This is a genomic window from Nonomuraea sp. bgisy101, assembly GCF_057708945.1.
In genome coordinates this window covers 159,222-177,282 of the sequence record NZ_JBYITD010000019.1, presented here as the reverse complement: position 1 = coordinate 177,282, position 18,061 = coordinate 159,222, and the positions used below count along the sequence as shown (strand labels likewise).

The following is an 18,061-nucleotide window of genomic DNA, read 5'->3' as shown; positions in this document are numbered from 1 at the left end:
CGCGGCCCCTGGTTCACGGCGCGCGAACGGCCGCCGGCCGGACGTGACCGCGCCACCGACCTGTCGGGACGGCAGGTCTAGTTCAGCCGGGTGATACGGCCCAGTGCCGGTGGCTGCAGGGGGCTGCCGGCACGGATGTGGGACTCGAAGGCCTCGATGTCGCGGACCTTCTCCACCCGCTCCGTGCCCTCGGTCAGCACGCTGAAGCCGTCTCCGCCGGTCGCGATGAAGGAGTTGGCCGTCAGGCGGTACTCGCCGGCCGGATCGATGACGGTGCCGTTGAGCTTGATGCTCCCCGGGTCGACCTTGTCGCACGCGGGCCTGGCGTTGTCGTAGGTGTAGGTGAACCCCGTGGAGATGCCGAGGACCCGGGCGGTGCCCTGGCCGCACCACTGCTGCTCCAGCAGCCGCTCCACCTGGGCTCCGGTCAGGGTCATGGTGACCAGCATGTTGCCGAACGGCTGCACGCGCAGCGCCTGGCCGTGTGTGACCAGGTTGGGCATGTTGTTGCCGATCGGGGATACCCACATGTCGCCCGCGATGCCGCCGCCGTACGGGGGCTGGATCGCGATCTGGGCGCCGCCGGTCTCCGGCGAGGAGGTGGCGGCCAGGCGGCCGTCGGCCAGGGCGTGGCCCATCGTGGACTCGCCGGCGGCGTTCCTGACGGTGGTGAGATCGCGGTGGAGCAGGCCGACGGGCCGGTCCAGCAGGCGCTGGGCGTGCTCATCGGACTTGCGGCGCAGCGCGGCGATCTGCCCGTCCGGCTTGACGTCGTGCGTGACGGCGATGTTCTCGGCTTTCGCCGCGACCGGGTTGCCCGTGGAACGGTCGACGGTGAGGTTGATCCGGGTGAGCTCGCGCGTGTGTCCGGAGGTCTGGGTGACGGGGATGCCGTTGATCACGCAGTTGTAGGGGTTGTGGGTGTGCCCGGAGATCACCGCGTCGACCTCGGGGTCGAACCTCTGCACGATGTCCTTGATCGGCCCTGCGAGGTTGTTGCACTGGTTGGGCAGACCGCCACCTGTCTGCCCGCCGCCCTGGTGGATCAGGACGACGATGGTGCGCACGCCCTTGGCCTTGAGTTCGGTCGTGTAGGCGTTGACCGCCTCCGCCTCGTCACGGGCCTCCAACGGCACGGTGGGTCCAGGGGCCTCCTTCAGCGTGTTCTTGTAGGAAACCCCGATGATTCCGACCTTGACACCCTTCAGCTCCTTGACGATGTAGGGAGCGAAAGCGGGCTTGCCAGTCGTGGTGTCGACGATGTTGGCGCCCAGGTAGGGGAAGGCCGCCCCCTTGAAGCCGGGGACGCCGCAGCCGTCGATGGGGTGGCAGCCGCCGTTCTCGATTCTGCGCAGCTCGGTCAGGCCCTCGTCGAACTCGTGGTTGCCGACGCTGGAGGCGTCGAGGCGCATCATGTTCAGCGCCTGGATGCCGGGTTCGTCGTGTAACGCGGTGGCGTTCAGCGTGGTGGAGGAGATGTTGTCGCCCGCGGCGAGCCGCAGGGTGCCGTCGGGGTTGTCCCGCTGGAGCCGGTCGAAGTGGGCGGCGAGGTACTCGGCGCCGCCGGCCGCGACGGGACCGTCCGGTGTCATGGCGAAGCTCGAGGGCAGCGCGGAGTGGAAGTCGTTGATGCCGAGCAGCTGGATGTCGACCGTGTCGGCGTGGGCGGGCAGCAGGGCCGTACCGCCCAGCACCAGCGCGGCGAGCAGGTTGCGCATGTGCGTCCCTTCGGGGGGTTTCGTCGGGGGTGAGCGTAGGCAGGAGGTCCTCGAAAAGTAAAGACTCCCGAGTGGATGAAAGATCGAGGGGAATTATTCACATCTCGTCGCGACGAGCCCCAGACCGAGAGGTGAACTCTTGACATGGCCGAGGTAAATAGGGGAAATTTCCTCACATGGTCGAGTCCGCAGAGAATAATTCACCCACTGCCACGGGCATCCTGGCCCGGATTCGCGGGCTCGAGCCCACGCTGACCGCCGCGCACCGGCGCATCGCCGAGACGATCCTCGCCGAGCCCGCCGCCGTCGCCGCCTCCACCATCACCGAGTTGGCTGAACGCTGCGCCACCTCGCTGACCACGATCACCCGCTTCTGCCGCGAGCTGGGTCTGACCGGCTATCCCGAGCTCAGGCTGGCGCTCGCGACCGAGCTCGGCCGTACCAACGCCAGCACGCGTGACACCGCGCTCATCGCCTTCTCACCCGATGACCCCATGAGCACGGTGCTGCGCAGCCTGCTGGCCAGCGACATACGCGCCATGGAGGAGACCGCGGCACAGCTCGACGCGGCGGCCGTGGACCGGGCGGTCTCAGCCCTGGTGCGGGCCAGGTTCATCGACTTCTTCGCCGTCTCCGGCAGCGCCGGCGTCGCCATGGACCTGCACCTCAGGCTGCACGCCATCGGCAGACCGTGCGTCCTGTGGGCCGACGTCCACAGCGCGGTCTGCAGCGCCAGCGCGCGCGACCACCGTGACGTGGCGATCGGCATCTCCCACTCGGGCACCACCTCCGAGGTCGTCGAGCCGCTGGCCATCGCCAGAAAACGCGGCGCCACCACCATCGCGGTGACGAACTTTCCGCGTAGCCCGCTCGCCGAGGCCGCCGACATCGTGCTGACCACCGCCGCGCAGGACACCCCCTTCCGCGCCGGCGGATTGGCCGCTCGCCACACCCAGATGCTCGTCCTGGACTGCCTCTACATCGGCGTCGTCCAGCGCACTCATGAGACCAGCAACCAACTGCTGACCGCCGCCACGGAGGCGGTCGCCAAGCACCGCCTGCCCCAACGCTGACCAGGGAGTCCCCCCATGCGTCTGGCCCCCCTCGCGGCCGCCGTCCTCCTGTCCGCCACCGCCTGCGCTCCCAGCTCGCCCTCGACCACATCCCCTGCTCAGGCCAAGGTCACCCTGTCTGTCTGGGGATGGGGGCCCGAGGAGAACTACGACAAGATGTTCGCCGAGTACGAGAAGCTCAACCCTGGCGTCGACGTCGATGCCCGCTCCTTCACCACTGCCACCGAATACGACACCATCCTCGCCACAGGACTGGCCGGCGACAGCGGCCCCGACCTGGCCTGGCTGCGCGCCGGCGCCAAGCTGCAACCGCTCGTCGAGGCGGGCAGGCTGCTGCCGCTCGAGACGGCCGACGTCCCCGGGCTCAAGGACTACGACGACGGCGTGCTGCGCGCCGCCAAGGGCGACAAGGACGGCAAGGTCTACGGCGTCCCGTTCGCCGTACAGACCCTCCAAGTGATCTACAACAAGAAACTCTTCGCGGACAACGGCATCACCCCGCCCCAGACCTGGGCCGACATGATCGCGGCCGCCGAGAAGCTGAAGGCCGCGAACATCGTCCCGTTCGCCTTCGGGGGTAAGGACGACTGGATGCTGCCCGTCGTGGCCAGCATCTTCGGCACCGCCCACTGGGGCGGCGACGCCTTCCTCGACGCCGTCAAGGCCAAGAAGAAGAAGTTCACCGACCCGGCGTTCGTCGAGGGCATCGACCAGCTCAACAAGCTCAAGCCGTACTTCCCCGACGACGTGGCAGGGGTCTCCTACACCGACGCTCAGATCTTGTTCTCCTCAGGCAGGGCGGCCATGTTCCCCGGCGGCCTGTGGGAGCTGAACTTCTTCGGCGAGAACGCCAAAGACATCGAGCTCGGCGTCTTCACCCCACCCGCGCCGAAGGGTCAGGGCCTCATGCCGGGATTCACCGACGGTTCGTACGGCATCAGCGCCAAGACCAAGCACAAGGCCGAGGCACTGAAGTTCGCCGCATGGCTCGCCTCCAAGGACTACGGCAGGCTCTACACCGAGACCCTGCGCACCTTCTCCGCCGTCCCAGGCGTCAAGCCGACGGACGCCCTGCTCAACGAGGTCGCCACCACCTTCGACCAGCACGGCGCCACGTACTTCATGAACGAGTTCTCCTACGGCAACCCCTCCTCGCAGACCGTCTTCTCCAAGTCGCTGCAGGAGATGCTGCTCGACCGCATCACGGCCCAGGAGGCGGCCGCGCAGCTCGACAAGAGCGTGTCCACATGGCTCTAGGTCAGCGGCGGGGATCGTGGTACCTGTTCCTGATCCCCGCGTTCCTGCTCTACTCCGTCTTCGTCATCTACCCGCTGTTCACCGGACTGACCTACAGCGTGTTCTCCTGGAAGGGCACGCTGCGCGACACCTTCGTCGGCATGGCCAACTACGCGGGGCTGCTCACAGAGTCCTTCCGCGATCAGCTTCTGCCCGCGCTCGGCCACAACTTCCTGTTGTTCGCCGGGACCATGCTCGTGCAGAACACGCTGGGCCTGGCCTTCGCGCTGGCCCTGTCCCGGGTACGGCGGGGCAAGCGCGCGCTGCAGACCATGTTCGCCCTGCCGTACCTGGTCAACCCGCTCGTGATCGGCTACCTCTGGACGCTGCTGCTGAGCCCGACCTTCGGGCCCGTCAACGAGCTGCTGCGCCCGGCAGGCCTGGCCATGCCGTGGCTCGGCGACCCGGCCACGGCGCTGCCGACCGTCATCCTGATCACCACCTGGCAATGGGTCGGCTTCCCGATGTTGCTGTTCAGCGCCGCGCTCGGCGGCATCCCCCAGGAGTACGGCGAGGCGGCCAGGACCGACGGGGCGACCTCGTGGCAGGTGTTCCGGCGCATCACGTTGCCGCTGCTGCGCCCGGCGATGGCCACCATCACGATTCTGAGCTTCATCGGCAGCATGAACACCTTCGCCCTGATCTACGCCCTCGGCGGCTCCAACGGTGCTCCCGCCGGCGCGACCGACGTGCTGGGCCTGCTGTTCTACCGCGCGGCGTTCGCCTCGGGCGACGTCAACGCCCTGGGCACCTCCTCGGCGCTGGCGGTCTTCATGTTCACATTCGTCTTCGGTTCGACCCTCCTGCTCGAACGCGTCCTGAGGAGGAAAGCATGAGCAGGGCCCACGCGTTGTGGATCAGGCTCCTGCTGTGGGGCTACGCCGTCTTCTCCATGGCGCCCCTGGTCGTGATGGTGCTGAGCTCCTTCCGCCCTACCAGCGAGATCTTCGACGACCCGCTCGGCCTGCCCGGCGCGCCGGGTTTCGGCAACTACGTCAAAGCGTGGACCGAGGCCTCCTTCTCCACCTACGTCGTCAACTCGGTGGTCGTCGTGGTCTGCGCGGTGCTGCTCGGCGCCGTGGTGTCGCTGCTGGCGGCCTACCCGCTCGGGCGCGGGCGCTTCGGCGGACGCGGCTTCTTCACCGCGTACTTCATCTCCGGCATGACCCTGCCCGCGCACCTCGGCGTGCTGCCGCTGTTCTATCTGATGGAGAGCCTTGGGCTGGTCGACTCGCTGCTGGGTCTGATCCTCGTCTACGCGGCCGGTTCGATCCCGTTCAACGTGTTCGTGCTCACCGCGTTCTTCCGGCAGCTGCCGCACGAGCTCGACGAGGCCGCCTCGCTGGACGGCGCAGGGCCGCTGGCCACGTTCTGGCACGTGATGCTGCCCCTGGTACGGCCGGCTGTCGCGACCGTGGTCGTCTTCCAGTTCGTGCCGTTATGGAATGACTTCTTCTACCCGCTGGTCCTGATGCGCGACGAGAGCAAGCTGACCCTGCCCGTCGGGCTCACCCACTTCTTCGGCGAGTTCCAGAACGACTGGGGGACGCTCTTCGCCGGGCTGGTGATGACGACGCTCCCCCTGGTCGTGCTGTTCGTCCTCGCCACGCGCCAGATCGTCGCCGGCCTCACCGCCGGCATGAACCGTTGAGGAGCACCCTATGGATCTTGTGACAGCCTTCGCCGGTGAGGCACGCAGACGCTCGGACGAGCTGGTGGCGACCCAGCTGCCCGCCATCAGGCAGGCGGGAGCGCTGATCGCCGAGGCGGTGCGGGCCGGAGGGGTGATCCACGCCTACGGCACCGGCCATTCCGAGGCGGCGGCGCTGGAGGTGGCGGGCCGGGCCGGTGGGCTCATCCCGACCAACCGGCTGGCCTTGCGCGACCCGGTCGTGCTGGGCGGGGCCGCTCCCGGTGATTTCGACCCCTTGGCCGAGCGGGACCCGAGCACCGCGCACGCGGTGCTCGCCCTCCACGCGATCGAGCCCGCCGACGTCTTCGTGATCGCCTCCAACTCCGGCGGCAACGGCTCGACCGTGGAGATGGCCAGGCTGGTCAAGCAGCGCTCGCTGCCGCTCATCGCGATAACGTCCATGGCGCACACCAGCGACATCATCTCGCGCCATCCGTCGGGCGAACGGCTGTTCGAACTGGCCGACGTCGTGATCGACAACCTCGCGCCGTACGGCGACGCCGTGCTGGACACCGAGCACGGCCCGGTGTGCGGCATCTCCTCGATCACCTCCGCGCTGGCCGTCCAGCTGATGGTGGCCGAGGCGATCGGCCTGCTCATCGCGGCCGGAACGATCCCGCCCACCTACCTGTCCGCCAACATCCCGGGTGGCGACGCCCGCAACAACGCGCTCCAGGAGCGGTACGCCGGCCGGATCAGGACCGGTGCGCTGTGACCCTGACGATCGCGGCCTTCTGGCCGCCGCCTCCGCACGAGACCACCGTGGCGCGCTACCGCGAGATCGCCGACGCGGGCATCGACCTGGTCATCACCGGCAACTACCTCAACGACGCGGCCATCCTCCGGCACGCGCTGGCCTGCGCCGACGAGACCGGCGTCGGGATGCTCGTCGCCTCCGACCCGCGCGTCGAGGTGCTCATGCGGGACCTGGACGTGGGTGAGGAGCAGACCCGGGCGCTGATCGGCAAGGTGATCGACGACTATCAGGGGTATCGCTCGTTCCGTGGCGTCAGCCTCATGGACGAGCCGTCGCCCGACCGCTTCCCGCACCTCGCCGTGGGCGTCTCCGCCGTACGATCGCTCGGCCACCTGGCCTACGTCAACCTCTTCCCCAGCCATGTCACCGGGTCCTACGACTCCTACGTGGGCGACTTCGTCTCGGCCGTCCGACCGTCCCTTCTCTCCTTCGACCGCTACCCCTTCCTGTCCTCCGGCGAGGACGAAGGCTACTTCGCCGACCTGGCGGTGATCCGAGACCATGCCGCCCGCGCGGGCCTGCCCGCGTGGATGTACGTCCAGACGCTCGCCTACGACGGGCACCGCACGCCCACCGCCGCCGAGATCGCCTGGCAGGTCAACACGGCGCTGGCCTACGGCTACACCGGCATCCAGTACTTCACCTATTGGACGCCGGATCCGGCGCGAGGCGAGGGTTTCCAGCCTGCCCTGATCGACGGCGGGCTGCCCACCGAGCGCTACGACATCGTGCGTGACCTCAACGTTCGCTGGCTGCGCCCGGTGGGGGACGAACTGGCCCGGCTGGAGTGGATCTCGGCCGGCCACAGCGGACCGCCGCCCGCGGGCGCGCGCCCGCTGGAGGACGGGGTGGTCGTGTCGGGTCAGGTCGTCGTGGGCAGGTACGGCGAGAAGCATCTCCTCGTATGCAACGCCGGCTACGACGCGGCCACCGACGTGATCCTCGCCGGCCCGGTCACCGCCTTCGATCCCGCCACCGGCTCGTACCGGTCCAGCGCCGCCACATTCACGCTCGCCCCCGGCGCCGCGCGCCTGCTGCGCATGGCCTCCTGATGCTCTTCGCCGGTGTCGACGCGGGCGGCACCGCCACCCGCATCGCCGTGCACACCGCCTCCGGCACCAGGATCGGATACGGCACCGCCGGCGGTGGCAACCCCACCGCCCACGGGAGCGCCGCGGCGGCCGCGGCCGTCACGGCGGCCCTGCGGCAGGCGATCCACGGCCTCGACCCCGCCTCGGTGACCGCGTCCGTGGCCGGCGTGGCGGGCGCGGACGACGGATTCGACGCGGCGCTCGATCGGATCTGGGCCGAGCACGGCCTGCTCCACCGTCCCCAGCTGGTCAGCGACGTGGAGGTCGCCTACGCCGCGGGCACGGATGCGCCGACGGGCACGCTGCTGCTGGCAGGGACCGGAGCCGCCGCGGCCCGGTTCACCGGTCGCGAACTCGACGCCGTCGCCGACGGGCTCGGGTGGCTGCTGGGCGACGAAGGAGGCGGCTTCTGGATCGGACGGGCCGGGGTGATGGCCGCCGTGCGCGCCCTCGACGCGGGCGAGCGGCTCGGACCGCTCGCGGATCTCGTCGCGCGGCACTTCGGTGCGGACGGCACGCCGAGGCGGCGGGCCGAGCGCATCGTCAGGCTCGCCCAGGCCACAAGGATGACGCTGGCCGCCGCCGCCCCGCTGGTGGGCGAGGCGGCCACGCTGGGCGATCCGCTCGCCTCGCGGATCGTCCACGAGGCCGCGGAGCGCCTGGTGGCCTCGGTTGCCCGAGTACACCGCACCGGGCCGATCGTTCTGGCGGGCAGCGTTCTGACCAGCGATGGCCCGGTCCGCGAGGCCGTACTGGCCCAGCTGGCCGCCGAGGGACCGGCCGGGGTGGATGGCCTCGTCACCGCCCGGGACGGGGCCGGAGCGGCGAGCTGGCTGGCCGCGCTCGGCCGGCTGGGGGAGGGCGGGGCGGCGAGCGTACACCCACGGTTCACCGGACGGTGATGCCTGACCCTCCGGGATGCGGGCGCTACACGCCCTTGCCGAACTCCGCCTTGACGGCCTCGAACATGATGTCCCAGGTCTTCCACTCGGTGTTGGTGTGGAGGGCCATGGTGTGCTCCCCGTCGGGGGTGCCCACCACGCAGAGGTAGGACCCCCACAGGCTGCCGCCCACGCCGCGCAGCGTGGTGCCGCCGGTCACCTGCCTGTCCAACTCGAAGACGCCGAGGCCATAGCGCGTGTGGGGCATCCAGTGACCACCCTCGGTGGAGATCGTCGTCCACATCTCGCGGTGCTGTTCCGGCGGCAGCAGGCTGCCGCCGGCCATCGCGCCGACGAAACGGATCATGTCGCCGGTGGTGGAGACGACGTCGCCGGCCGACCAGCCGCCCGAGGTGTTGAACACGGTGACGTCCATGGGGTCCAGGCCCGGGTCCTCCATCATCGACTGCCAGTTCTCCGGGGTGACCTTCGCCGGGTCCGCGCCGTCCTTGAGGAACAACGCCGAGTAGAACCTCGGGTGCGGGTCGGGGTAGTCCGTCTCGTCCGGGCGGCGCACGTGGGTGCCGGTCAGGCCGAGCGGCTTGATGACCGTACGGTCGACCTCGTCGGCGTAGCTGTTGCCGGTGACCTCCTCGATGATCGCACCGGCGACGTGGAAGCCGCCGTTGGAGTAGGCGAAGGCGGCGCCCGGCTCGGAGACCGGCGGCTGGGACACCGCGATGTTCAGCAGGTCGTCCTTCGTCCACACGTCGAGGCGATGCCGGGCGAACCCGGCACGGGTGGCGTAGCGGTACGAGACCTCCGGGGCCAGGCCGGTCACGAACAGGCCGCTGCTGTTGCTGAGCAGGTGCCTGATGGTGATCTTGCTACCGTCGTAGCCGTTGACGTTCAGCACGCCGGGCAGCCACGTGTCCACCGTGTCGTCGATGCTCAGCCTGCCCTCGGCCTCCAGCTGCAGCATCGCGGCGGCGGTGAAGGCCTTGCCGGAGCTTCCGGTGTGCACGTGCTCGCCGGGCCTGCGCTTGCCGCCGGTCGTGATGTCGGCCACGCCGGCCGTACCGAACCAGGTCTTATCCGCATGCCGGATCTCGGCGACGATGCCCGGCACGCCGTGCTCGTCCACCGCTCGGTCGAGCACCTGCTGAATCTCGGTGTACGTCATATCGGTCGTCCTTGCCTCGAGAACATTTGCGACATGGCAAAAATTACGTTGCATACACGGATTCGTCAAACAAGTCTGCGTGAAGCAACAAGTATTATCCCAGCTCAGATGGTATATTTCGTTGCATGAGCGCTGTCCGCTAATGCAATAGCCATGTTGCATTAAGCTGTTCTCCACCCCGACAGATCGAGCGAGGACGCCGATGCCTGGAGAAAGGCTCACCCAGCAGGACCGCCGGCAGATCGCCGCGGGGCTGCGCGACGGGCTGACCTACGCCGCGATAGCCCGCGGCCTCGGGCGGCCGACCTCGACCGTCACCCGCGAGGTCATGCGCAACGGCGGGCCAGGTGGCTATCACGCCGATCAGGCCCACAGGGCCGGCACCCGGCACGCACGCCGGCGCGACACCGCTCCGCCGACTCCGGCGGCTGCGGGTGCCGGCCTCGGCGGGCGCGATCCGCGCATCGTCGAGGAGGTGGCCGCGCACCTCACGGAACTGCTCATGCAGACAGGCGTGCCACAGATGATGGCCAAGGTGCTCGCCACGCTGTTCACCACCGACAGCGGCAGCCTCACCTCCGCGGAACTCGTGCAACGCCTGCACGTCAGCCCCGCCTCCATCTCCAAGGCCGTCGGCTACCTGGAGGACATCAAGATCATCAAACGCGAACGCGACCCCCGCCGCCGCGCTGAACGCTACGTCATCGATGACGACCTATGGGTCCAGGCCTTGCTGGCCAGCGCGCGCACCAACACCAGGATCGCCGACGCCTCCGCGCGCGGCGCCCAAGCCCTCGGCGTCACCACGCCCGCCGGCGCCCGGCTGGAGAACATGAGCCGGTTCCTCTCCCGCGTCAGCGACGACCTGGTCCGCTCGGCCGAGCACTGGCGACAGGTCTACTCCACCCGCCCGGCGACAGAGACCGGCGTCGACCCCACGGCCACCTGAGGGATCGCGTGCCACCCAGCCGGGCCCGGACCTTCCGCAGGCAGCGTGAGGACGCAGGTCGCCGGCGGTGCTTTCGCACAGTCGTGAAACAGCCCCGCGCTATCATTTCCGGATGACACGTGATGACCGTGGTGTGACCCCTCAGGGAGAGGACTTCTCGGCCTGGTACAACGAGCTCGTCACCAAGGCGCAGCTCGTGGACCGTGGCCCAGCGAAGGGCACCATGGTCATCCGACCGTACGGCTACCGCCTGTGGGAGCTGCTCCAGAGCGAGCTCGACCGTCGCATCAAGGACACCGGCCACGACAACGCCTACTTCCCGCTGCTGATCCCCGAGAGCTACCTGAGCCGCGAGGCGGAGCACGTCGAAGGTTTCTCGCCCGAACTCGCCGTCGTCACGCACGCCGGCGGCAAGGAACTGGAGGAGCCGCTGATCGTCCGCCCCACCTCCGAGACGGTGGTCGGCGAGATGATGGCGAAGTGGATCTCCTCGCACCGCGACCTGCCGCTCCTGCTCAACCAGTGGGCGAACGTGGTGCGCTGGGAGCTGCGCCCCCGCATGTTCCTGCGGACAACGGAGTTCCTGTGGCAGGAAGGCCACACGGCGCACGCCGATGAGGCCGATGCGATGCGCGAGACCATGCTGGCCCTCGACATGTACACCGAGGTCGCCCGCGACATCGCGGCCATCCCTGTCGTGCCCGGTGAGAAGACGCCGGGCGAGCGGTTCGCGGGCGCGAAGGGGACCTTCACCATCGAAGGCATGATGCGCGACGGCAAGGCGCTGCAGGCCGGCACGTCCCACTACATGGGCACGAACTTCGCCAAGGCCTTCGACATCCGCTACACCTCCGCGGCCGGCCGCCTGGAGCTGTGCCACACCACGTCGTGGGGGATGTCGACCCGCATGATCGGCGGGGTCATCATGACCCACGGCGACGACAAGGGGCTGGTACTGCCGCCGAGGCTCGCCCCGTACCAGGTGGTCATCGTGCCGATCGGGCGCGGAGAGCAGGGCGCACGCACGTCGGAGGCCGCGCGCGAACTCGCCGGGCGTCTGCGGTCCGCGGGCGTGCGCGCCCACGTCGACGATCGGGACCAGCTCTCGCCGGGCTTCCGCTTCAACGACTGGGAGCTGCGCGGGGTCCCCATCAGGCTCGAACTCGGCCCCCGCGAGCTCGAGACGGGCAGCGCGCTCATGGCGAGGCGGCTCGGCGAGGAAGGCAAGCAGGCGATCACGCTCGCTGACGCGCCGCGACTGCTGCCGGGCATCCTGGACGACTTCCAGGATTTCCTCCTGCGGCGCGCCACGGAGTTCCGCGACGCGCACACGACGGTGACCGACTCGTGGGACGCTTTCGCGACCGCGGTGGCCTCGGGTTGGGCGCTCGCCTCGCATTGCGGTGATCCGGCCTGCGAGGCCGACATCAAGGCCAAGACCGCGGCGACGCCGCGCTGCGTGCCGCTCGACGGCCCTCCCGCGACCAGCACGTGCGTGCACTGTGATGGCGGCGCCGCCTACGGCAAGCGCGTCATCTTCGGCCGTGCCTACTGAAGTGCCCGCCGGCCGCTGAAGGGGGTCGCGGACGTACATGGCCGCCGGCCCCCTCGCGGTTCGCTGATCACCCCGGCCAGGCCGCCGTGCGGCCTGTGGCTGAACGCGCAGGTCAAGCCCGGCTCCTGGCGGCACGCAGCACCATGACGGCGGGGACCCAGAGGAGGATGAACCCCGACGGTTCGAAAGCGAGGGCGCCGACGGTGCACCAGCCGCCGAGCAGCCATGCCACGAACGCCGGAGGGATCACGGCACGGCGGCCGAGCCAGGCGATCAGGAGGCCCAGCACGAGCAGCGGCAGGAAGAAGGACCCGATCGTCAGCCAGAAGGCGCCGAGGGACGGCATCGGGTCGGCCAGTCCGTCGGCGGGGAACCACAGCCCGCCCGAGAACCAGGCGGGGAGGTGCCGGACGTTGAAGGCCATGGTCACGACGAGGTGCAGCATGCTGAGGAGGACGGTGATCCGGCCCGCGAGGATGACCGTGCGGTGCTGGGAGGTGACGGCGCCATCCATGTGTACTCCTTGGGGAAAGTGTTTCGGAACAGGTGCGGACGGCATCCGCCGCACGATGACCGGCAGCTCGCTCGCGACCGCCCCGCCCGGTCGCTGAAGCCCGCCGTCACTCAGGAGATCCGGCAGCCGACCTGCCGGAGAATCGCCAGGAAGTAGCCCCTGACAGAGTCCGCGCCCTCGGTGTCGGCATAGGCGCCGAGATGGTGGAGGACCGCACCGCTGAGCATCTCCTGCACGACGTTCAGATCCCTGTCGCGCGGGAGTCGCCCGTGCTCGCGAGATCGTCTCAAGGTGGCGTGCTCGGCGACCGCGCGCCGCCCTCCGTGGGAGTCCCGGTACGCTCGCAGCAACTCCGGATAGTCGTCCACCGCCCCGTACAGGCGGCGAAGCATGCGGCGGTTGCGGGGGTCGCTCAGGTAGGTCGCCCAGTGGTCGAGCATGTGGTCGAGGTCGGGCCATTCCAGAGCGTCCGGAGCGTGGTCTTGGTGCACCGACTCGATCGCCTGGATCAGCAGGGCGGTCTTGTCGGGGAACCTGCGGTAGACGGTGGCCCGTGTCACGCCGGCACGCTGGGCGACCTGCTCGATGCTGGTCTCGCTGGCGCCGCGCTCGATCAGGAGGTCGAGCGCGGCGCCGAGGATCGCCACGTCGACCTCCTGGCTGCGCGGCCGCCCGGGCAGTCGCGGGGGGTGCGCGGTGCCGGTCACGTTCCGACACTCGCCGTGCCTGAGCGGAGGGCATCCATCACCTGCCGACGGGCCGCCATGACCGCGCGTGGATGATTCCAGCCGATCGCGGCGACGGGAGTGCCGTCGGGCTCGGCGACGGCGGCGAATCGCATGGCGCCCGGCCGCCCCTCGATCGGGCGAATACGCGACCCCGGCGCGATGGTGCGGTGGATCTGGATCTTCACGTCGTACTGGTCGCTCCAGAAAGAGGGGAGCGGCGTGTACGGCGAGCCCGTCCCCATGATGTCGGCCGCGACGGCGATCGCCTGCTGGGTGGCATTGGTGCGGCTTTCCAGGCGGATGCTCCTTCCGAGGGCCTGGTGATGCCAGCGGGCCACGTCCCCCACGGCGTAGATCCCGGGCGCCGCTCGGCAACGCGAGTCGCACTCGACACCGTCCGACAGGGACAGGCCGCTGCCGTCCAGCCACCCGGTGGCGGGGGTGGATCCGATCGCCACGACGACCAGGTCGGCGGGAACGCGCTCGCCGTCCGCTCGTTCGACGGCGCTGACGCGGCCGGCCGTACCGATCAAGGAGGCGACTCCGACGCCGGTCCGCACGCGGACCCCGCGCCTGCGGTGGAGTGCGGCCACGCGGGCGCCGAGCTCGTCGCCGAGCCGGCCGGCCATGACCACTGGTGCGGGATCGATGAGGGTGACCGGCAATCCCATGCCACGTGCTGTGGCGGCGATCTCGCACCCGAGCACGCCCGCCCCGATGACGGCGACGCGTCGTGCCGACCGCAGGCCCCGCCGCAGGTCATCGGCCTCGTCCAGGGTGCGCAGGGTGTGCACGCCTGCCATGTCACGCTGGAAGGAGAGCCGGCGCGGGGTCAGCCCGGTGGCCACGACGAGGACGTCGTAGGAGAGGGTGCGCCCGTCGTCGAGGTCGACGGTGCGGGCCTCGGCGTCGAGCCGTTCCGCGCGGCGCCCGAGGACGAACTGCACGTCGGCGGGCGTCCTCACCTCTGCCCACTGACATGGATGACCCCGGCAGGGCAGAGCATGGCGGCCTCGTGGACCACCTCGTGCCCACCGACTCGCCTGCCTTGATGAGCCGCCCGCCCACCTCCACGTCCGCCAGGGCACTGCGCACCGTGAAGGGGAGGCCCGGCGCTCAGCAGCATGAAGCCGATGTTGGTCAGCTCCTCCTGCGTGAGATCGCCGCCGGTGAGCCCGCTGAGCAGATCGTCGCCGGGCTTGGCGCGCTTGGCCGCCACCAGCGCCTGTACCAGGTCCACGGGCGGCCCCTGCCGTTCCATGACGTCCAGGGACGCGCTGGTGATCTCGCTGATCCGCGGGCTGAGCGCGCGCATGCGGCGGACCGTGAACCGGCCGGTGAGGAGGTGCCGGTAGCGCGTGTGTTCAGGCGGATCCGTCGAGACGAAGAACCCCGGCGGGGCCGGTCGTGGCTCCTCCGTGACGCTGGGGCGAGGGATCGGGGTATGTGTCAGCTCCGCCCGGGAGCTGAAGCGCGGATCGGACAGGACGGCCCGGACCAGCTCATGGCCGGTCACCAGCCATCCGACGTGCCCATCCGGGTACGCCAGTCGGCTGGCACCCCCTTCCATCCGGTGGCGAGCCAGCTCGGCGGGCGGGTCGAAGGGAGTGGGGCGGGACAGAGGGAACGACGCGGCTTCGGTCGGGGAATCCGTCATGGGGCTCCTCAGCTGGATGGCGCCGGCTCCGGGGTGGAGCGCCGCAGGGCGGGCGGCCTTCGGCGCAGCGTTCGCGGCGCCGGTGCATGGGGTAGGCCGGTGCGGGGCGTGCGAGAGATAAGATACAGCACTGCCCTGTATTTGAACTACCGTTGGGGGACTATTTAAATTCAGAGCAGATCTGTATTGTAATTACGCCAACGGCGGCCCTGCCACCGACGATCTCCGCGCTTGATGAGGCCGCCACTGCCGGGATCAGGCAGGTCAGTCCACACATGAGAGACGGGAAGCGACCATGGGTGCCTACGTACTCGGGTTCCACGACATCGACAAGACGCAGCTCGGCCTGGTCGGCGGGAAGGGCGCCAACCTCGGCGAGCTGTCCGCGATCCACGGAGTCCGCGTGCCCTACGGATTCTGCGTCACCACCGACGCCTACCGGGATGTCGTCGAGCATGATGCGGCTGTCAGCGTGCTCATCGACGAGTTGTCCGGGCTGCGGGCCGACGACCGGGCGCGGATCGCCACCGCCGGCGCACGCCTGCGCACCGCCATCGAAGGCCTGACCGTGCCTGAGGAGATCCGGCGCGACATCGTCCGGCACCTCCACGAGGCAGGCGGTGATCACGTGCCGTGCGCGGTGCGCTCCAGCGCCACAGCCGAGGACCTGCCGTCCAGTTCCTTCGCCGGACAGCAGGACACCTACCTCAACATCCAAGGCGCGACGGCGGTCATCGACAGCGTACGGCGGTGCTGGGCATCGCTGTTCACCGACCGCGCGGTGGCCTATCGCATCCAGAACGGCTTCGACCACCGTGCGGTCCGCCTGTCGGTGGTCGTCCAGCAGATGGTCTTCCCGGACGCGGCGGGCATCATGTTCACCGCCGACCCGGTCTCCTCCAACCGGACGGTGGTCTCCATCGACGCGGGATTCGGACTGGGAGAGGCCTTCGTCTCCGGACTGGTCAACGCTGACAACTACCGGGTCAGGGCGGGGCGGATCATCGACAAGAAGATCGCCACGCAGACCAAGGAACTTCGCGCCTCGCCGTCCGGCGGCACCCATGAGCTGCCGATCGAGCCCGCACGGCAGCACGCCCAGAAACTCGGCGACGAGCAGATCCTCCAGCTCGAAGAGCTGGGGCGGCGGATCGAGACGCACTTCGGCAAGCCGCAGGACATCGAGTGGGCGCTGTACGACGGCATGTTCCACGTGCTGCAGAGCCGCCCCATCACCACGCTCTACCCCGTGCCACCCGCGCACGACGGCAAGAACCACGTGTACATCTCCTACGGACACCGGCAGATGATGACCGACGCCTTCGCGCCTCTGGGGCTGTCGTTCTTCACCCTGCTCCACGACAAGCTCGGCCGTACGGCGGGCGTCGTGGCCGGCGACCGCTTCTACAAGGACGTCTCGGCCGAGCTCACCTCGTCCTGGGCCAGGCCCGCCACCCTCAAGAGCCTCGACCAGGTCGACGTCCTGATGGCCAACGCCCTGCGCACCGTCCTGAAGCGGAAGGACTTCGTCGCCTCGCTGGCCCACGGCAGGACCTCGATGCTGGACTTCGGCGAGGGCGGCCCCCTGCCGATCGCCCGCCAGTACCTCAAGCTCTCCCGCGCGGACGACCCACGTGTGGTGCCCGACCTCATCGAGCACACCGAGGCGACGGTCGACCTGCTCAGGCGCGACATCGCAGGGAAGACAGGCGACGAGCTGTTCGCGCGCATCATCGACGACCACGCCGTGCTGGCCGAACTCACCTTCGACCCGCGCAGCGTCGCGGCGGCCTTCCTCGGCATCCAGTCGGTGAACTGGGTCAACAAGCACATGGAGGCCTGGCTGGGCGAGAAGAACGCCGCCGACGCCATCGCCCAGTCCGCCGACCACAACGTCGTGGCCGCCATGGGGCTCGACCTGCTGGACGTCGCCGACGTGGTCCGCCGGCACCCTGACGTCATGCGCTATCTGGAGACGGCCGACCGCGCCACCTTCTTCGCCGGCCTCGCGGAACTCGAGGGAGGCGATGCCGTACGGGACGCCATCCAGGGCTACCTGCGCGCCTACGGCATGCACTGCGCCGGCGACATCGACATCACCAGGACGCGCTGGAGCGAGGACCCGACGCTGCTCGTCCCTCTTCTCCTCAGCAACATCAAGAACTTCCCGCCGGGGGAGCGCCGCCGGAAGGCGGAGCAGGGACGCGCCGAGGCCGAACGCACCATGAACGACCTCCTCGAGCGTCTCAGGAAACTGCCCGGCGGCACGGGCAAGGCCAAGAAGGCGGCCAGGAAGATGAGCCTGATCCGCCACTTCATCGGCTACCGCGAATACTCCAAGCACTCCCTCCTCCTGCGGTACGAGATCTACAAGCGGGCGCTCATGGAGGAGGCCGCCAAGCTGGTGGAGCGGGGGGTCATCAAGAAGCCCGAGGACGTGTACTTCCTGTCCATCGACGAGTTCAGGGCGGTGGTCAACACCGGCGAGCTGGATGAGGCGCTCATCGCCCAGCGCAGGGAGGCGCACGAGACGTACCAGAAGCTCACGCCGCCACGCGTGATCACCTCCGAGGGCGAGGTCGTCTCCGGCGCATACGACGCGGGCAGCCTGCCGCGCGGGGCGCTGGCGGGGATCGCCGTCTCGTCCGGCGTCGTGGAGGGCAGGGCGCGGGTCATCCGCAGCATGGCCGAGGCGGACGTGGAGGAGGGCGACATCCTCGTCACCGTCTTCACCGACCCGAGCTGGTCTCCGCTGTTCGTGTCGGTCAAGGGCGTCGTCATGGAGGTCGGAGGGGTGATGACGCACGGCGCCGTCGTGGCCCGCGAGTACGGTCTTCCCGCCGTCGTCGGAGTGGAGGCGGCCACCAGGCTCATCAAGGACGGGCAGCTCATCCGGGTCAACGGCACCGACGGATACGTCGAGCTGCTGCCGAATCCCTGACCGCTCCACGACCACCCCTGGGAGG

At 69.4% G+C, this 18,061-nt stretch carries 16 protein-coding genes; 10 read left to right on the top strand and 6 right to left on the bottom strand.

Annotated elements, in window-relative coordinates:
* Positions 1–77: 77 nt before the first annotated feature.
* On the bottom strand, positions 78–1,718 hold the full coding sequence (locus AC3EO4_RS32115; protein WP_431899089.1) for a bifunctional metallophosphatase/5'-nucleotidase: 1,641 nt from the start codon (positions 1,716–1,718) through the stop codon (positions 78–80).
* 176 nt (positions 1,719–1,894) lie between these two features.
* Between AC3EO4_RS32115 and AC3EO4_RS32110 the strand changes: the two genes are divergently transcribed.
* From AC3EO4_RS32110 to AC3EO4_RS32080, 7 genes are read left to right on the top strand one after another with little or no spacing between them, the layout of a single operon-like run.
* Positions 1,895–2,791 (top strand): MurR/RpiR family transcriptional regulator, encoded by an 897-nt coding sequence (locus AC3EO4_RS32110; RefSeq protein WP_379567818.1) that lies wholly within the window; start codon positions 1,895–1,897, stop codon positions 2,789–2,791.
* Between the two features lie 15 nt (positions 2,792–2,806).
* Positions 2,807–4,048: an ABC transporter substrate-binding protein gene (locus AC3EO4_RS32105; protein ID WP_431899087.1), complete on the top strand. Its 1,242-nt coding sequence runs from the start codon at positions 2,807–2,809 to the stop codon at positions 4,046–4,048.
* Positions 4,039–4,923: a carbohydrate ABC transporter permease gene (locus AC3EO4_RS32100; RefSeq protein ID WP_431899085.1), complete on the top strand. Its 885-nt coding sequence runs from the start codon at positions 4,039–4,041 to the stop codon at positions 4,921–4,923. The genes AC3EO4_RS32105 and AC3EO4_RS32100 overlap by 10 nt, the downstream gene beginning before the upstream one ends.
* Positions 4,920–5,738: a carbohydrate ABC transporter permease gene (locus AC3EO4_RS32095; protein ID WP_379567812.1), complete on the top strand. Its 819-nt coding sequence runs from the start codon at positions 4,920–4,922 to the stop codon at positions 5,736–5,738. The genes AC3EO4_RS32100 and AC3EO4_RS32095 overlap by 4 nt, the downstream gene beginning before the upstream one ends.
* 10 nt (positions 5,739–5,748) lie before the next feature.
* Complete coding sequence (locus tag AC3EO4_RS32090) at positions 5,749–6,495, top strand: sugar isomerase domain-containing protein (RefSeq protein ID WP_379567810.1); 747 nt, start codon at positions 5,749–5,751, stop codon at positions 6,493–6,495.
* Positions 6,492–7,589, top strand: coding sequence for a hypothetical protein (locus tag AC3EO4_RS32085; RefSeq protein WP_379567808.1), 1,098 nt, complete (start codon positions 6,492–6,494; stop codon positions 7,587–7,589). Before AC3EO4_RS32090 ends, AC3EO4_RS32085 begins: the two co-directional genes overlap by 4 nt.
* Positions 7,589–8,530: an N-acetylglucosamine kinase gene (locus AC3EO4_RS32080; RefSeq protein ID WP_431899083.1), complete on the top strand. Its 942-nt coding sequence runs from the start codon at positions 7,589–7,591 to the stop codon at positions 8,528–8,530. The genes AC3EO4_RS32085 and AC3EO4_RS32080 overlap by 1 nt, the downstream gene beginning before the upstream one ends.
* Before the next feature lie 25 nt (positions 8,531–8,555).
* Here AC3EO4_RS32080 and AC3EO4_RS32075 read toward each other — a convergent pair whose 3' ends face one another.
* Complete coding sequence (locus AC3EO4_RS32075) at positions 8,556–9,692, bottom strand: serine hydrolase domain-containing protein (protein ID WP_431899081.1); 1,137 nt, start codon at positions 9,690–9,692, stop codon at positions 8,556–8,558.
* 202 nt (positions 9,693–9,894) lie between these two features.
* On the opposite strand from AC3EO4_RS32075, the gene AC3EO4_RS32070 reads away from it, so the two are divergent.
* Together AC3EO4_RS32070 and proS are read left to right on the top strand one after the other, a co-directional pair.
* Complete coding sequence (locus AC3EO4_RS32070; protein WP_431899080.1) at positions 9,895–10,641, top strand: GbsR/MarR family transcriptional regulator; 747 nt, start codon at positions 9,895–9,897, stop codon at positions 10,639–10,641.
* A 112-nt stretch (positions 10,642–10,753) separates the two neighbouring features.
* Positions 10,754–12,196, top strand: coding sequence for a proline--tRNA ligase (gene proS, locus AC3EO4_RS32065; RefSeq protein WP_379567801.1), 1,443 nt, complete (start codon positions 10,754–10,756; stop codon positions 12,194–12,196).
* Between the two features lie 112 nt (positions 12,197–12,308).
* Here the strand turns inward: proS and AC3EO4_RS32060 are convergent, their stop codons facing one another.
* The 4 genes from AC3EO4_RS32060 to AC3EO4_RS32045 all read right to left on the bottom strand — a co-directional run bounded on the left by AC3EO4_RS32060 (position 12,309) and on the right by AC3EO4_RS32045 (position 15,095).
* Entirely contained in the window at positions 12,309–12,710 is a 402-nt protein-coding gene (locus AC3EO4_RS32060; RefSeq protein ID WP_431899077.1) for a DUF6463 family protein, read from the bottom strand.
* Between the two features lie 110 nt (positions 12,711–12,820).
* A complete protein-coding gene (locus tag AC3EO4_RS32055; RefSeq protein ID WP_379567797.1) occupies positions 12,821–13,417 on the bottom strand; it encodes a TetR/AcrR family transcriptional regulator in 597 nt (198 codons plus the stop codon).
* Positions 13,414–14,403 carry an NAD(P)/FAD-dependent oxidoreductase gene (locus AC3EO4_RS32050; protein WP_431899075.1) on the bottom strand — a complete coding sequence of 330 codons (990 nt, stop codon included), beginning with the start codon at positions 14,401–14,403 and terminating at the stop codon, positions 13,414–13,416. The genes AC3EO4_RS32055 and AC3EO4_RS32050 overlap by 4 nt, the downstream gene beginning before the upstream one ends.
* Entirely contained in the window at positions 14,400–15,095 is a 696-nt protein-coding gene (locus AC3EO4_RS32045) for a cytochrome P450 family protein (RefSeq protein WP_431899073.1), read from the bottom strand. The genes AC3EO4_RS32050 and AC3EO4_RS32045 overlap by 4 nt, the downstream gene beginning before the upstream one ends.
* A 295-nt stretch (positions 15,096–15,390) precedes the next feature.
* Here AC3EO4_RS32045 and rph point away from each other — a divergent pair, with 295 nt between their 5' ends.
* Positions 15,391–18,036 (top strand): rifamycin-inactivating phosphotransferase, encoded by a 2,646-nt coding sequence (gene rph / locus AC3EO4_RS32040; RefSeq protein WP_431899071.1) that lies wholly within the window; start codon positions 15,391–15,393, stop codon positions 18,034–18,036.
* Positions 18,037–18,061 lie beyond the last annotated feature (25 nt).

What these genes read in the sequence shown, in the direction of transcription:
- AC3EO4_RS32115 (WP_431899089.1), bottom strand. Translation starts at nt 1,718, where the DNA reads ATGCGCAACCTGCTCGCCGCGCTGGTGCTGGGCGGTACGGCCCTGCTG.
- AC3EO4_RS32110 (WP_379567818.1), top strand. Translation starts at nt 1,895, where the DNA reads ATGGTCGAGTCCGCAGAGAATAATTCACCCACTGCCACGGGCATCCTG.
- AC3EO4_RS32105 (WP_431899087.1), top strand. Translation starts at nt 2,807, where the DNA reads ATGCGTCTGGCCCCCCTCGCGGCCGCCGTCCTCCTGTCCGCCACCGCC.
- AC3EO4_RS32100 (WP_431899085.1), top strand. Translation starts at nt 4,039, where the DNA reads ATGGCTCTAGGTCAGCGGCGGGGATCGTGGTACCTGTTCCTGATCCCC.
- AC3EO4_RS32095 (WP_379567812.1), top strand. Translation starts at nt 4,920, where the DNA reads ATGAGCAGGGCCCACGCGTTGTGGATCAGGCTCCTGCTGTGGGGCTAC.
- AC3EO4_RS32090 (WP_379567810.1), top strand. Translation starts at nt 5,749, where the DNA reads ATGGATCTTGTGACAGCCTTCGCCGGTGAGGCACGCAGACGCTCGGAC.
- AC3EO4_RS32080 (WP_431899083.1), top strand. Translation starts at nt 7,589, where the DNA reads ATGCTCTTCGCCGGTGTCGACGCGGGCGGCACCGCCACCCGCATCGCC.
- AC3EO4_RS32075 (WP_431899081.1), bottom strand. Translation starts at nt 9,692, where the DNA reads ATGACGTACACCGAGATTCAGCAGGTGCTCGACCGAGCGGTGGACGAG.
- AC3EO4_RS32070 (WP_431899080.1), top strand. Translation starts at nt 9,895, where the DNA reads ATGCCTGGAGAAAGGCTCACCCAGCAGGACCGCCGGCAGATCGCCGCG.
- proS (WP_379567801.1), top strand. Translation starts at nt 10,754, where the DNA reads ATGACACGTGATGACCGTGGTGTGACCCCTCAGGGAGAGGACTTCTCG.
- AC3EO4_RS32060 (WP_431899077.1), bottom strand. Translation starts at nt 12,710, where the DNA reads ATGGATGGCGCCGTCACCTCCCAGCACCGCACGGTCATCCTCGCGGGC.
- AC3EO4_RS32045 (WP_431899073.1), bottom strand. Translation starts at nt 15,095, where the DNA reads ATGACGGATTCCCCGACCGAAGCCGCGTCGTTCCCTCTGTCCCGCCCC.
- rph (WP_431899071.1), top strand. Translation starts at nt 15,391, where the DNA reads ATGGGTGCCTACGTACTCGGGTTCCACGACATCGACAAGACGCAGCTC.